The organism is Acuticoccus kandeliae, from assembly GCF_003073115.1.
This window is the reverse complement of record NZ_QBBV01000004.1, coordinates 71,051-84,354: the sequence shown is the minus strand read 5'-3', so window position 1 is coordinate 84,354 and position 13,304 is coordinate 71,051. Positions and strand designations below refer to the sequence as shown.

General features: G+C 68.1%; 9 protein-coding genes. 4 read left to right on the top strand and 5 right to left on the bottom strand.

What is annotated here, in order from left to right:
* Positions 1 to 70: 70 nt before the first annotated feature.
* From DBV35_RS23725 to DBV35_RS23705, 5 genes are all read right to left on the bottom strand, one after another.
* Positions 71 to 925 (bottom strand): TauD/TfdA dioxygenase family protein, encoded by an 855-nt coding sequence (locus DBV35_RS23725; RefSeq protein WP_108662882.1) that lies wholly within the window; start codon positions 923 to 925, stop codon positions 71 to 73.
* 211 nt (positions 926 to 1,136) lie between these two features.
* Entirely contained in the window at positions 1,137 to 2,168 is a 1,032-nt protein-coding gene (locus DBV35_RS23720) for a TRAP transporter substrate-binding protein (protein ID WP_108662881.1), read from the bottom strand.
* Between the two features lie 23 nt (positions 2,169 to 2,191).
* Entirely contained in the window at positions 2,192 to 3,472 is a 1,281-nt protein-coding gene (locus DBV35_RS23715) for a TRAP transporter large permease (RefSeq protein ID WP_108662880.1), read from the bottom strand.
* On the bottom strand, positions 3,469 to 3,963 hold the full coding sequence (locus DBV35_RS23710; RefSeq protein WP_205648843.1) for a TRAP transporter small permease: 495 nt from the start codon (positions 3,961 to 3,963) through the stop codon (positions 3,469 to 3,471). Before DBV35_RS23710 ends, DBV35_RS23715 begins: the two co-directional genes overlap by 4 nt.
* A gap of 339 nt (positions 3,964 to 4,302) precedes the next feature.
* Positions 4,303 to 5,634 (bottom strand): family 16 glycosylhydrolase, encoded by a 1,332-nt coding sequence (locus tag DBV35_RS23705; protein WP_108662878.1) that lies wholly within the window; start codon positions 5,632 to 5,634, stop codon positions 4,303 to 4,305.
* Positions 5,635 to 5,857: 223 nt separating this feature from the next.
* Here DBV35_RS23705 and DBV35_RS23700 point away from each other — a divergent pair, with 223 nt between their 5' ends.
* From DBV35_RS23700 to DBV35_RS23685, 4 genes are all read left to right on the top strand, one after another.
* Entirely contained in the window at positions 5,858 to 6,259 is a 402-nt protein-coding gene (locus DBV35_RS23700) for a RidA family protein (protein WP_211100041.1), read from the top strand.
* Between the two features lie 175 nt (positions 6,260 to 6,434).
* Positions 6,435 to 9,779: a transglutaminase family protein gene (locus tag DBV35_RS23695; protein ID WP_108662876.1), complete on the top strand. Its 3,345-nt coding sequence runs from the start codon at positions 6,435 to 6,437 to the stop codon at positions 9,777 to 9,779.
* Positions 9,780 to 9,884: 105 nt separating this feature from the next.
* Positions 9,885 to 12,290: a circularly permuted type 2 ATP-grasp protein gene (locus tag DBV35_RS23690; protein ID WP_108663441.1), complete on the top strand. Its 2,406-nt coding sequence runs from the start codon at positions 9,885 to 9,887 to the stop codon at positions 12,288 to 12,290.
* Positions 12,290 to 13,186: a transglutaminase family protein gene (locus DBV35_RS23685; protein WP_108662875.1), complete on the top strand. Its 897-nt coding sequence runs from the start codon at positions 12,290 to 12,292 to the stop codon at positions 13,184 to 13,186. The genes DBV35_RS23690 and DBV35_RS23685 overlap by 1 nt, the downstream gene beginning before the upstream one ends.
* Positions 13,187 to 13,304: the final 118 nt, after the last annotated feature.

The window sequence follows — 13,304 nt, the reverse complement described above, 5'->3', positions numbered from 1 at the left end:
GCCGAGCAAGGCATGTGCCAATCCATGTCCTCGGCGAGGCTCGGCGACGGCGTGAGGCGGGGACGCATGGTCAGTGGAGCTCGGAGGTGATCGTGGTGCGCCGCATCAGGCGGGTGTAGCGCGTCGCGTCGAACGAACTCGCCGTGTGCAGGACGGCGCGGTTGTCCCAGATCACGAGATCGCCCTCGGTCCATTTGTGGCGGTAGACGTAGCGGTCCTGCGTCGCGAAGGAGATGAGCGCGTCGATGATGAGGCGGCTCTCCTCGGCGGGCAGCCCCTCGAGGTGGCTGATCACGGCGGGGCAGAGGAGCAGCGAGCGCTCGCCGGTGACCGGGTGCGTGCGCACGAGCGGCTGGCGGTGCGGCGGGAACTTGGCGCGCATCTCGTCCGTGTAGGGCCGACGGCCCTCGTTCACGAGGTTCAGCCAGCGGTCGAAATATTCGTAGTCGTGGACCGCGAAGAGGTCCTTGATCCGCTCCTTCGTGCCGGCGGGCAGCTCCTCATAGGCGGTGGTGGCGTCCGCGAAGAGGGTGTCGCCACCCTCGGGCGGCACGATCTCGCCATAGAAGAGGGAGCCGACGCTCATGAGCGGGCGGTAGGAGCTGTCCGCGTGCCACTGCTCGACGCCGACGGAGAAGGCCGCCTTCGGCTCGCCATTCTCGCGATAGTTGCCGATGCGGATGATCTCGGGGTGGGTCGGATCGACGAAGCGCGTCTCGGCGTGGATCTCCAGCGGGCCGAAGAGGCGGCTGAACGCGACCTGGTCGGTCGGCGAGACTCCGCTCGTCGGCAGCACGAGGAGGTGCTTCTTGTGGAAGACTTCGACGATCTGGTCGAACTCGTCCTGGGCAATCGAGCCCGACACGTTCGCGTTCCGGACGACCGCGCCGAAGGTTGGCATAAGATCTTCGATCACGAGGGACATCGTGTATTCCTTGAGAGGGGAGAAGTCTTGCGTCGGTATTGCTGAAAACGAGCAGTGCGGCACAATCGAGACTTTGCGGCTTGGGGGAGATCCTCGCAAACTGTTTAACGTGCGAGCTAGGGTCAGCTTTTGTTTGTCCTGACGGCGGCGTCCGGGTGCCGGGACGTCCCCTCGGGGAGGGCGAGGCGCCGCGGGGCGCCTCGCGGCCGGACTATTTGACGGCGTCGATGTTCGCGATGAGGGCGTCGAGCATCGCGGTGCCCTCCGCGCCGTACTTCTCCTCGATGAGGGCGCGCACGGCCGGCTGCGTCGCTTCGGCGAACTTCTCGAGCTCCTCCGGCGGGATCGCGTTGACCTTCATCTTGCTGGCGAGGAGCGGGAGGCCGGTGTCGGAGGCCTCGATGACGCGGTTGATGCCGCGCCCGGCGTCGCTCGCGACCTCGGCCGCCCAGTCGACGATCGTGCGCTGCTCGTCGGTCAGGCCCTCATAGAAGTCGCGGTTCATCACCCAGATCGTCGGCGTGATGACGTGGTTCGAGAGGGAGAGATATTCCTGCACCTCGTTGTAGCGCTCGTAGCTCATGACCGGGATCGGGTTCATCGCGCCGTCGACGGTGCCGGTCTGGAGGGCGGTGTAGACCTCGGTCGAGGAGAGCGGCACGGGCTTCGCGCCAAGCGCGCTGATCATCGCCTGGTGGCTCGGCAGCGTCATCGTGCGGATCGCGAGGCCCTTCATGTCCTCGACGGTCGCGATCGGGCGCTTGGAGTTCGCGAAGGCGAAGAAGCCGCCGGAGTCGATCATGCCGAGCGTCTTCAGCCCGGTCTTGTCTTCCATGTCGGCGACGAATTTCTGTCCGAACTCGCTGTCCTTATCCATCACCTTGCTCGCCACCGCGATGTTCGGGAAGGCGAAGGGGAGGTCGAAGACGGCGACGAGCGGGTAGTGGAGCGCGATCGCGCCGGCGGAGGCCATGGTGGAATCGACGAGGCCGCTGCGGACCTGGTCGATCTGCTCGGTGTCGCGGCCGAGCTGGCCGTTCGGGTAGAGCGCGACCTCGACATCGCCGTCGGTCGCCGCTTCCACGAGCGACTTGAACACCGCCGCCATCGCGCCGGCATTGCTGCGGAAGGGATCGGCCGGGCTGCCATAGGAGAGGCGGATCGTGGCGTCCGCGGCCACGGCCGGGGCCGCGATGGTGAGGGCGAGCGCGGCGGTCGCCCCGAGTCGGAAGAGAGCGTTCATAGGATCGACTCCGGTGGTGTGAACTAAAGGTCGAAGAGGCGCGGCAGGGACATCGTCACGGCCGGCCAGTAGGCGACGAGGAGGAGGACGGCGACTTCGGCGAGGATGTACGGCCAGAGCTTGCGGGCGATGGCCTCGACCTTCTCGCCCGTCACCGAGGCGAGGACGAAGAGGCAGGCCCCCACCGGCGGCGTCATCAGCGAGATGTTCAGCGAGAGGATGATGACGATGCCGGCGTGGACCGGGTCCATCCCGACCCGGTCGAGGATCGGGACGAGCACCGGCACGAGGACGAGAAGCGTCGCGCTGTTGTCCATCACCATCCCGACGAGGAGGAGGAGGACGATGATGAGCGCGATGACGACGGACGGATCGGTGGAGATCGCGAAGATCGCGGAGGCGACCATCTGCGGGATCTGGTTGAAGGCCATCCACCAGGAGAGGATCGAGGCGGTGGCGATGATGAGGAAGATGACGCCGGTGAGCCGGGCCGTCCGCACGAGGCTGATATAGAGGACGTCCCGGTTGATCGAGCGGTAGACCACCGCGCCGAGGAGAAGGGCGTAGGCGACCGAGAGGGCCGCCGCCTCCGTCGGCGTCGCGACGCCGGTGACGATCGAGCCGATGATGAAGACCGGCAGCAGGATCGCCCCGACGCTCTTGGAGAGGGCGTGGCCGATCTCGCGCAAGGACGGGCGGCCGGTGCCGGCGGGCAGCCCCTCGCGGTCGGCCATCACCGCGATCACCGCCATGCAGGCCGCGCAGATGAGGAGGCCGGGCAGGATCGCGGCGGCGAAGAGGCCGGCGATCGACACGCTCATGATCGAGCCGTAGACGACCGCGATCGAGGAGGGCGGGATGGTCGGGCCGATGATCGAGCCCGCCGCCGTCACCGCGCAGGCATAGGCGCGCGAGTAGCCGGCCTTCACCATCGCGGGCACGAAGGTGTTGCCGAAGGCGGCGGCGTCGGCGGTCGCCGAGCCGGTGATGCCGGCGAACAGCACCGAGGCGATCATGTTGGAGTGGGCGAGGCCGCCGCGGAACCAGCCGACGAGCGAGGTCGCGAGGCGGACCAGCGAGTCGGTGATGCCGGTGCGGTTCATCAACTCGCCCGCGAGGATGAAGAGCGGCATCGCGATGAAGGGGAAGATGTCGAGCCCGGCGAACATGCGCTCGGGCACCATCAGGAACACGCGCCCGCCGCCCATGAGGTAAAGGCCGACGAGGCCGGACACGCCGAGGACGATGCCGACCGGCAGGCCGAAGGCGAGGAAGCCGAAGAAGAGGACGCCGACGAGGGTCATTGGGACACCTCGCTCGCCTGGGGGGCCATCGCCTCGCCGGGGATGGTGAAGTCGGCGGCGATGCGCAGGGCAAGCTGGGCGCAGCTGAGGAAGCCCGCGACCGGCACGACCGCGTAGGGGTAGGCCTTCGGGATGTCGAGGATCATCGTGGTGGAGTTGAAGCCGCGCTCCACAAAGGACACGCCGTAGACGCACATGAAGGCGAAGAAGGCGAACGAGATGAGGTCGAACGCGATGCCGAGCCAGCGGCGCACGGGCGGCGGCAGGCTCTCGAAGATGAAGGTCAGTCCGACGTGCTCGCGCCGGGCGATGCCGGAGGAGATCGCGAGCAGCGCCACCCAGATCATCAGGTAGCGCGAGAGTTCTTCCGTGAAGGTGATCTGAATGAAGTCGATATAGCGGGCGCAGATCCCGAGCCACACCGTCATCACCAGCAGCGCGAGAAGAACAACGCACAGTCGTTCGACGAAACGATTGAGCGCTGTGCTCAAGTCACGCGCATTGATACCGCCAGGATTCGCGAATTTCATTCTTGACCCTAGAACGAGAACGGAAATTTCCGTCCGGACAAAGAATAGTTCTAGGGAAGCTGACGGTCCGCAAACGGACGCGCAAACTGTTTATTTTGAGGTGTAGGCTTAGGGAATGTAGGCCTTAATTCTGTCTTCGGCCGACTAATATTTGATATGCGCAACAAATAATCGAAATCTGCGCGCGCGCAAAGCATCGTGCCGCCACAAGGGGCGTTTTTTGCGTCGCGATTGGGGTTTGGGCCGCGCGAGCGGCGGGGAGGCGCGGGGGCGGAGTCGGCCGCCCGCCGCTTTTCGTCCTCAGAGGATGAACGAGTCGGCGTAGATGTGGGAGAGGTTCGAGAGCAGCACCTCGAAATCGGCGACGCCGTCGCCGTCCACGTCGCCCTGGAGGAGGATCGAGTTGCCGACCACCTCGTAGCGCAGTTCACCCGCGTCGCCGATGCCATCGCGCGAGCCGAACGCGGCCTGGCGCAGGAAGTAGAATTCCTGGTCGCCCGCGACATTGGTGTTCGCGTCGATCCCGGACAGGTCGATCTTGTCGCCCTCCTGCGGACGCAGGTCCGTGATCTTGTCGCGCAGCGGGCCGTCCGGGGAATCGGTGACGGAATCGAAGCGGAAGAGGTCCGTTCCGTCGCCGCCATCCATCGTGTCCGACCCGCGGCCGCCGTCGAGCGTGTCGTTGCCGTCGCCGCCGCTCATCAGGTCGTTGTGGGCGTTGCCGAAGAGGGCGTCGTCGTGCTCGGCGCCGATCAGGCGGTCGTTGCCGCCCTGGCCGTAGATCTCGTCGTCACCCTCGCCGCCGACGATGGTGTCATCGCCGAGGCCGCCGATGAGCGCGTCGGACCCGCCCGCACCGCGCATCAGGTCGTTGGCGGCGCTGCCGACCGAGCGGTTCGCCGCACCGTCGCCGAAGAAGGCGGCGAGCTCCTCCACCTTCACCCAGTCCACCTCGAAGAAATAGGACTGGTTCAGCGCGGGGTTGCCCGTCGGCCGCAGGCTCGGGTCGGCCGTATCCCAGTCGAGGCCCGGCCCCCAGATGTTGAGGTGGAGCGCCATCGCACGGGTCGGCGACTGGTTTTCGGTGCGCACGAGCTCACCGTCGACATACCAGCGCACCTGGTTCGGCAGCCACTCAATGCGGAAGGTGTGAAACTCCGTCATCGGCTCGTCGATCGGGTGGATCTTCCAGTTGCCGCCGCTGTAGGTGTCGTTGACGTAGAGATTGGTCTGAACGTTGTTCAGGCCGCGATTGGGGATGAGTTCCCAGTCAATCTCGTCATGTCGGTTCGCATCGCCCCAGAAGGGGAAGAAGCCGGCGATCAGGCCGCGCTGGTCCTGCGCGAGGCGCATCTCGCCCTCGAACGCGATGCCGTTGCCGACACTGAACTCCTGCCGGCTGATCGCTTCGGAGCCGAAATAGGTCGGCTTGGCAGGATTTCCGCTCGGGTTGTACGTGTCGAGCTGGAGGCGCAGCACGCCGTCCTTGGCGACCGGCAAGGTCGGCCGCATCTGCGTGGCGCCCAGGAAGGAGCCATCGCCGACATTGGGCCGCCACTTGTTAGAATCGATCCGGCCGTTTGTATTGAAGTCGTCGCTGAACAGGACTTGTCCGCCACCAATCTGGCTCATGGTTTCTTTTCCTTATTCATGCTTGTAGTCCCCGAAGGGTAACTTTGGGGCCCACTTAAACATCAGCTCAATTGCCCCCAGCCCGTCGATTTTACTAAAAAAATAGAACTAATTCCAACTCAATTGTCGGTAATGATACTCGGGGTTGGAACATCAGGGTTCCCGGCCGCGAAGATCAATGGGCCGCGTCTGCTTTTCGCGCGGCGAAGACGGAGGGCGAGACGTGGATTACAGACGCCAGCTCATCTCCAACGGAAATCCGATGGAGTCGGTCGTGGGATTCAGCCGCGCCGTGCGGGTCGGGCCCTATATCAGCGTCGGCGGCACCGCGCCGGTCGACGCCAACGGCAAGACGGTCGGAATCGGCGATGTCTACGCCCAGACGCGGCAGTGCTTCGAAATCATCAAGGCCGCACTCGAGGAGGCCGGGTCGGGGCTCGAGGACATCGTGCGCACGCGCGTGATCCTCACCGACATCGACAACTGGAAGGCGGCGATCGAGGCGCGCAAGCTCTACTGCCGCGATACGCGGCCGGTCGACACGATCATGGCCATCAACCGCTTCGTCAATCCGGAGTGGCTGGTCGAGATCGAGGCGGACGCCGTCGTCGCCACGCGCGACTGACCTTTCCTGCCGGCCTGTCCCGATGCCGCGCCAGCACGCCCGCCCGGCGATTTCGGCCGCCCGTTCCGCCCCGTCCGGGCGGTCGTCCGGTTCGCGGCGTGCGGACTGGCCAGATTTGTGCAATGGGTCAAACTGAAACTTCTAGTCGCCGTTCTGACGCCGGTTCCGCGAAGCTATGTCCATCAAAGCCGCCATCTACCATCTCACCCACTATCAGTATGACCGCCCCGTCACGCTCGGGCCGCAGGTCATCCGGCTGCGGCCCTCGCCGCACAGCCGCACGCGGGTGATCTCGCACTCGCTGAAGGTGAGTCCGGCGAACCACTTCGTGAACCACCAGCAGGACCCGTACGGCAACTGGCTCTCCCGGTTCGTCTTCCCCGAGCCGGTGCACGAGTTGAAGATCGAGGTCGACCTCGTCGCCGACATGACGGTCTACAACCCGTTCGACTTCTTCGTGGAGGCCGCCGCCGAGCAGTGGCCCTTCGACTATGCCGAGGAGATCGCCGACGATCTCGCGATATACCGCGTGACGGAGCCGGTCGGCCCGCACCTCCAGGCCTTCCTCGATTCGCTCGACCGCACGCCGCGCAACACGGTCGACATGGTCGTGGAGCTGAACAGCCGCCTCTCGCGCGAGATCGGCTACGTGATCCGCATGGAGCCCGGCGTGCAGACGCCGGAGGAGACCTTCATCGCGGGGACCGGCTCCTGCCGCGACACCTCCTGGCTCCTCGTCCAGATCCTGCGGCATCTGGGGCTCGCGGCGCGCTTCACCTCAGGCTACCTGATCCAGCTGAAGCCGGACCTCGTCGCGCTCGACGGGCCGGCCGGCACTGACCACGATTTCACCGACCTTCACGCCTGGGCGGAGGTCTATCTTCCGGGTGCGGGCTGGATCGGCCTCGACCCCACTTCCGGCCTCCTCACCGGCGAGAGCCACATCCCGCTCGCCGCGACGCCCCATTTCCGCAACGCCGCCCCCATCCACGGCCTCGCGAGCGCGGCGAAGGTGGACTTCAATTTCGAGATGCGGGTCGACCGCGTCGCCGAGCATCCGCGCATCACCAAGCCCTTCTCGGAGGATGCGTGGTCCGCGCTCGACAAGCTCGGCCGCGATGTCGACGTCTCGCTCGCGGCGGGAGACGTGCGCCTCACCATGGGCGGCGAGCCGACCTTCGTGTCGATCGACGATTTCGAGTCGCCCGAGTGGAACACCGACGCCGTCGGCCCCACGAAGCGCGAGCGCGCCGACACGCTGATCCGTCAGCTGCGCGACCGCTTCGCCCCCGGCGGCTTCCTCCATTACGGCCAGGGCAAGTGGTATCCGGGCGAGACGCTGCCGCGCTGGACCTTCTCCCTCTATTGGCGGCGGGACGAGAAGCCGATCTGGGAGAATGCCGCCCTCATCGCGAAGGAGGGCGAGCCGACCGCGGCCGAGCCCAAGGACGCCGAGCGCCTGATGAGCGAGATCGCGGACGAGCTCGGCATCCCGACCGACTTCGTGGCGCCCGCCTTTGAGGACCCGGCCGAATGGGTCCTGCGCGAGGCGAACCTCCCCGACAACGTGACGCCGGGCGATTCCAAGCTCGAGGACGCCGAGGCGCGGGCGCGCATGTCGAAGGTGTTCGAGCGCGGCCTGTCGCAGCCGGCCGGCTATGTGCTGCCGGTGCAGCGCTGGCAGGCGAAGAGCCAGGGGCGGCGCTGGGTCTCCGAGCGCTGGCGCACGCGCCGGGGCCATCTCCTCCTCGTCCCCGGCGACAGCCCGGTCGGCTACCGCCTGCCGCTCGCCTCGCTCGCCTACATCCCGCCCTCCCAATATCCCTACATCAACATGGCGGACCCGACGGTGGAGAGGCCGCCGCTCGCCGACTTCCGCGCGAGCGACGCGATCGCGGCCGAGCAGGGCGGCGCCCGCCCGCAGCCGGTCGCCCACTTCACCGCCGCGACGGCGACGCAGGACCGCGTCGAGCAGTTCATGACGAACGAGATCGAAGGGGTCGTGCGGACCGCGATGTCGGTCGAGCTGCGCGACGGGCGGCTGTGCGTGTTCGTCCCGCCGGTGGAGAGCGCGGAGGACTATCTGGAGCTCCTCGCGGCGATCGAGAAGGCGGCGGCGGAGACGGGCCTGCCTGTCCATATCGAGGGCTACGCGCCGCCGACCGATCCGCGCCTCAACGTGATCCGCGTTGCGCCCGATCCCGGCGTCATCGAGGTCAACATTCACCCGGCCGCGAGCTGGGAGGAGTGCGTCGCGACCACCGAGGAGGTGTACGAGGCGGCCCGCCAGTCCCGCCTCGGCGCGGACAAGTTCATGATCGACGGGCGCCACACGGGCACCGGCGGCGGCAACCATGTCGTGGTCGGCGGGGCGACGACGATGGATTCGCCGTTCCTGCGCCGACCGGACGTCCTGAAGAGCCTCATCCTGCACTGGCAGCGCCATCCGAGCCTCTCCTACCTCTTCGCCGGCCTCTTCATCGGGCCGACGAGCCAGGCGCCGCGCATCGACGAGGCGCGCCACGATTCGCTCTACGAGCTGGAGATCGCGCTCGCCCAGATCCCGCGGCCGGGGGAGGGGATGCCGCCGCTGCCGTGGCTGACGGACCGCCTCCTGCGCAACATCCTCGTCGACGTCACCGGCAACACGCACCGCGCCGAGATCTGCATCGACAAGCTCTATTCGCCGGACGGGCCGACGGGCCGGCTCGGCCTCATCGAGTTCCGCGGCTTCGAGATGCCGCCCGACCCGCGCATGAGCCTTGCCCAGCAGGTGCTCCTGAGGGCGATCATCGCGCGCATGTGGCACCAGCCGCTGACGGGCGAGCTCATCCGCTGGGGCACGCGCCTCCACGACGAGTTCATGCTGCCCGAGATGATCTGGCAGGACTTCCTCGAGGTGCTCGGCGATCTCGGCGCGCACGGCTTCGACTTCCGCTCCGAGTGGTACGAGGCGCAGGCCGAGTTCCGCTTCCCCTTCTGCGGCGAGATCGAGGTGGAGGGCGTCCATCTGGAGCTGCGCCAGGCGCTGGAGCCGTGGCATGTGCTCGGCGAGGTCGGCGCGATCGGCGGCACCGTGCGCTACACCGATTCCTCGGTCGAGCGGCTCCAGGTGAAGGTCACCGCGGGCAACCCGGAGCGCTACCGCATCGTCGTCAACCGGCGCGTCGTGCCGATGACGCCGACGCGCACCAACGGCGTCGCGGTCGGCGGCGTGCGCTACAAGGCGTGGCAGCCCGCGATGGCGCTGCACCCGGTCCTGCCGGTCAACGCGCCCCTGGTGCTCGACATCTTCGACACCTGGTCCGGCCGTGCGATCGGCGGGTGCGTCTACCACGTCGCCCACCCCGGCGGGCGCAACTATGAAACCTTCCCGGTGAACAGTAACGAAGCGGAGGCGCGACGGCTTGCGCGCTTCGAGCCGCACGGTCACACTCCCGGGCTTTACATGCCGGCCCCGGAGAGGGCCCACCCGGAGTTCCCGATGACGCTCGACCTCAGACGTGGTCCCGGCATCTGACGCGCTGATCCTTCAGCGCGCCGTCCCGCCCTCGGCCTCGCCGGGCGCCGTCGCCCTCTCGCCGCGTCCGTCGGGCCGCGCGGAGGCGCGCGCGTGATCGACAACATGGCCGCTCCCCCGATTCGCGGCACGGACCGCCGTCTCGCGCGTCTCCTCGCGGACTATCGCACCATCGAGGGCGTTCCCGACGAGCTGCTGACGCCGGACGGCGCGATCCGGCCGGTCTGGCGCGACTTTGTCACCGCGCTCGCGGCGATGAAGCCGGAAGATCTCGCGCTGCGCCGGGTCCGGGGCGACCAATATCTCAGCGACGCCGGGGTCTTCTATCGCCACTATGGCGAGGAGGGGCCCGCGGAGCGGGACTGGCCGCTCAGCCACATGCCCGTCCTCATCAACGAGGACGAGTGGAACGCGATCGGGACGGGCCTCATCCAGCGTGCCGACCTGCTGGAACAGGTCGTCGCCGATCTCTACGGGCCGAACACGCTCGTGGAGCAGGGGCACCTGCCGGCCGCGCTCGTCGCGGAGAACCCGGAATGGCTGCGTCCCCTCGTCGGCGTGAAGCCGCGCGGCGGGCATTATCTCCACTTCCTCGCCTTCGATATCGGGCGCGGGCCGCAGGGGCAGTGGTGGGTGCTGGGAGACCGGGCGCAGGCGCCGTCGGGCGCGGGCTTCGCGCTCGAGAACCGCGTCGCCATCACGCGCGTCTATCCCGAGCACATCGCCCGCGCGAACGTCCATCGCCTCGCCGGCTTCTTCCGCACCTTCCGCGATTCGCTGACGCGCCTGCGCGGTCCCGAGCAGAGCCGCGTCGGGGTGCTGACGCCCGGCCCGATGAACGACACCTATTTCGAGCACGCCTATATCGCGCGCTATCTCGGCTTCACCCTTCTCGAGGGCGACGACATGACCGTGCGCGACGGCCAGCTCATGGTGCGCACCGTCGCCGGCCTCAACCCGATCAGCGTCCTGTGGCGCCGTCTCGATTCGGCCTGGGCCGATCCGCTGGAGCTCGACGAATCCTCCGCCCTCGGCACGCCCGGCCTCGTCGGCGCGTTGCGGGCGGGGACGGTCACGATGGTGAACGCGCTTGGCTCCGGCGTCGTGGAGATGCGCGCGCTCCTCGCCTTCATGCCCCGCATCTGCGAGGCGCTGACAGGCGCGCCGCTCGCGATCCCGAACATCGCCACCTGGTGGTGTGGGCAGGATGCGGCGCGGGCGGCGGTGAAGGCGAATTTCTCGCGCATGTCGATCGGCAATGCCTTCTCCACGGGGCTCCTCTTCGACGCGAACGACATCCACGCCGTCGCCGGCAAGTTCAGCCGCCCGATGGACAGCCCGATAGAGTCCTGGATCGACGCCAATGCCGGCAATCTCGTCGGCCAGGAGGTGGTCACGCTGTCGACGACGCCGGCCTTCGACGGCACGCGCCTCGTGCCGCGCCCGATGAGCCTGCGCGTCTTCCTCGTGCGCACGGCCGAGGGGTGGCAGGTGATGCCCGGCGGCTTCGCGCGGATCGGGCGCGAAAGCGGGACGGCCGCGCTCGCCCTCCAGCACGGCGGCGGGGTCGCGGACGTGTGGGTCGTCGCCGATCACGCGGTGCCGGACGAGACGATGCTCGCCCCGGCGTCGGCCCCCTTCGTGCGCCCGCAGCCGACGGTGCTGCCGAGCCGGTCGGCCGACAATCTCTTCTGGCTGGGACGTTACATGGAGCGGACCGAGCACACGGTCCGCCTCCTGCGCGCCCACCATATCCGCATCGCCGAGGCCTCGTCCGACGCGACGCCGGTCGTCGCCTATTCGGGCGACTATCTGGAATCGCTCGGCGTGGAGGAGGGGGAGTGCATCCCGGCCGTGCTCGTCGGCGCCGTCGATTCGGCCGCCGCCGCCGCCGCCAACATCCGCGACCGCTTCTCGGTCGACGGGTGGAACGCGCTGAACGATCTCTCCCACACGATCGCGGGCCTCGCCGGGCGGACGCAGCCGGGCGACGAGACGGCGCGCGCGATGGGCCTCCTCCTGCGCAAGATGTCCGGCTTCTCCGGCCTCGTGCACGAGAACATGTACCGCCTCACCGGTTGGCGCTTCATGAGCATCGGCCGCTCGATCGAGCGCGCCGCCTCGCTGACGGCGCTGCTCGCGACCTTCGCCGACCCCGCCGCGCCCGAGGGCTCGCTCGACTTCGCCGTGGAGGTCGCCGACAGCGAGATGTCGCACCGCCGCCGCTACGCGGTGACGACCACGCGCGCGACGGTGGTCGACCTCCTCGCGCTCGATCCGCTGAACCCGCGCGCGGTGATCTACCAGCTCGACGATATCGAGAAGCACGTGGAGATGCTGCCCGGCTCGGAGGAGCACCGGCAGCTCACCCCGCTCCAGCGGGCGGTCCTCAAGGTGCGCACGGGCTTCGCGGTGGAGACGCCGGAGACGCTCGACACGCGCCACCTCAGCGCGCTGGAGCGAGAGATCCTCGCCCTCTCCGAATGCCTCGCCAAGAGCTATCTCATCTGATGCTCTACGACGTCTCCATACGCGTGAAATATCGCTACGATTCCTACGTGTCGGCGAGCCGCGACATCGTCATGCTCACCCCGCGCGACAATGTGGAGGCGCAGCGCGTGCTCGTCACCACGCTGTCGATCGACCCGCGCCCTGAGGAATGGTCGAACCGGCGCGACTTCTTCGGCAACGCCGCCGTGGACGTCGCCTTCTACGAGCCGCACCGCAACGTGACCTTCTCCCTGAAGGCCCGCGTCGAGCGGCACGCCATCGAGTACGGGCTCGACATCTCCCCCCGCCTCGGCGACCTCGCGGCCGAGATCGCGGCGACGCGCCATCTCACCGACCGCGCGCCGCACCATTTTCTCGGCCGCTCGCCCCGCATCCCGCTGCCGGCCGAGACGACGCGCTATGCGCGCGCGGTGGCGGAGGGGACGCCGAGCGTGTTCGCGGCGGTCCTCGCCGTCGGCAAGGCGATCCATCGGGACATGGCCTACAAGCCGGGCGCCACGACCGTGACGACCCCGCTCGCCGAGGCGTTCCGCAAGCGCCAGGGCGTGTGCCAGGATTTCTCGCACATCATGATCGCGTGCCTGCGCGGGCTCGGCATTCCGGCGGGTTATGTGAGCGGGTGCCTGCGCACCACCCCGCCGCCGGGCGAGGCGCGGCTCGAGGGCGCGGACGCGATGCACGCCTGGGTCGCCGCCTGGTGCGGCTCCGAGCTCGGCTGGATCGAGTACGACCCGACCAACGACATCCTCGTCGGCGCCGACCATATCGTGATCGGCCACGGGCGCGACTTCTCCGACGTGTCGCCCGTGCGCGGCGTCACGCGCACGGCCGGCACCCACACGACGGTCCACGCGGTGGACGTCGTGCCGGTGGAGACGGTGGCCGTGCGCGCCTGAGCGCGCCGCCGGGCGGCCGCGCCGCCGGTGCGGCATGATTGTCGGGGATCGTCTCGGAACGCCACTTTCAAAGATGCTGCGGCGGGTCTGAAACTCGCGGCGCAGCGAATGGCGGGAA

Coding starts and splice junctions, on each gene's coding strand:
- DBV35_RS23725 (WP_108662882.1), bottom strand. CDS start 925: ATGTCCCTCGTGATCGAAGATCTTATGCCAACCTTCGGCGCGGTCGTC.
- DBV35_RS23720 (WP_108662881.1), bottom strand. CDS start 2,168: ATGAACGCTCTCTTCCGACTCGGGGCGACCGCCGCGCTCGCCCTCACC.
- DBV35_RS23715 (WP_108662880.1), bottom strand. CDS start 3,472: ATGACCCTCGTCGGCGTCCTCTTCTTCGGCTTCCTCGCCTTCGGCCTG.
- DBV35_RS23705 (WP_108662878.1), bottom strand. CDS start 5,634: ATGAGCCAGATTGGTGGCGGACAAGTCCTGTTCAGCGACGACTTCAAT.
- DBV35_RS23695 (WP_108662876.1), top strand. CDS start 6,435: ATGTCCATCAAAGCCGCCATCTACCATCTCACCCACTATCAGTATGAC.
- DBV35_RS23690 (WP_108663441.1), top strand. CDS start 9,885: ATGGCCGCTCCCCCGATTCGCGGCACGGACCGCCGTCTCGCGCGTCTC.
- DBV35_RS23685 (WP_108662875.1), top strand. CDS start 12,290: ATGCTCTACGACGTCTCCATACGCGTGAAATATCGCTACGATTCCTAC.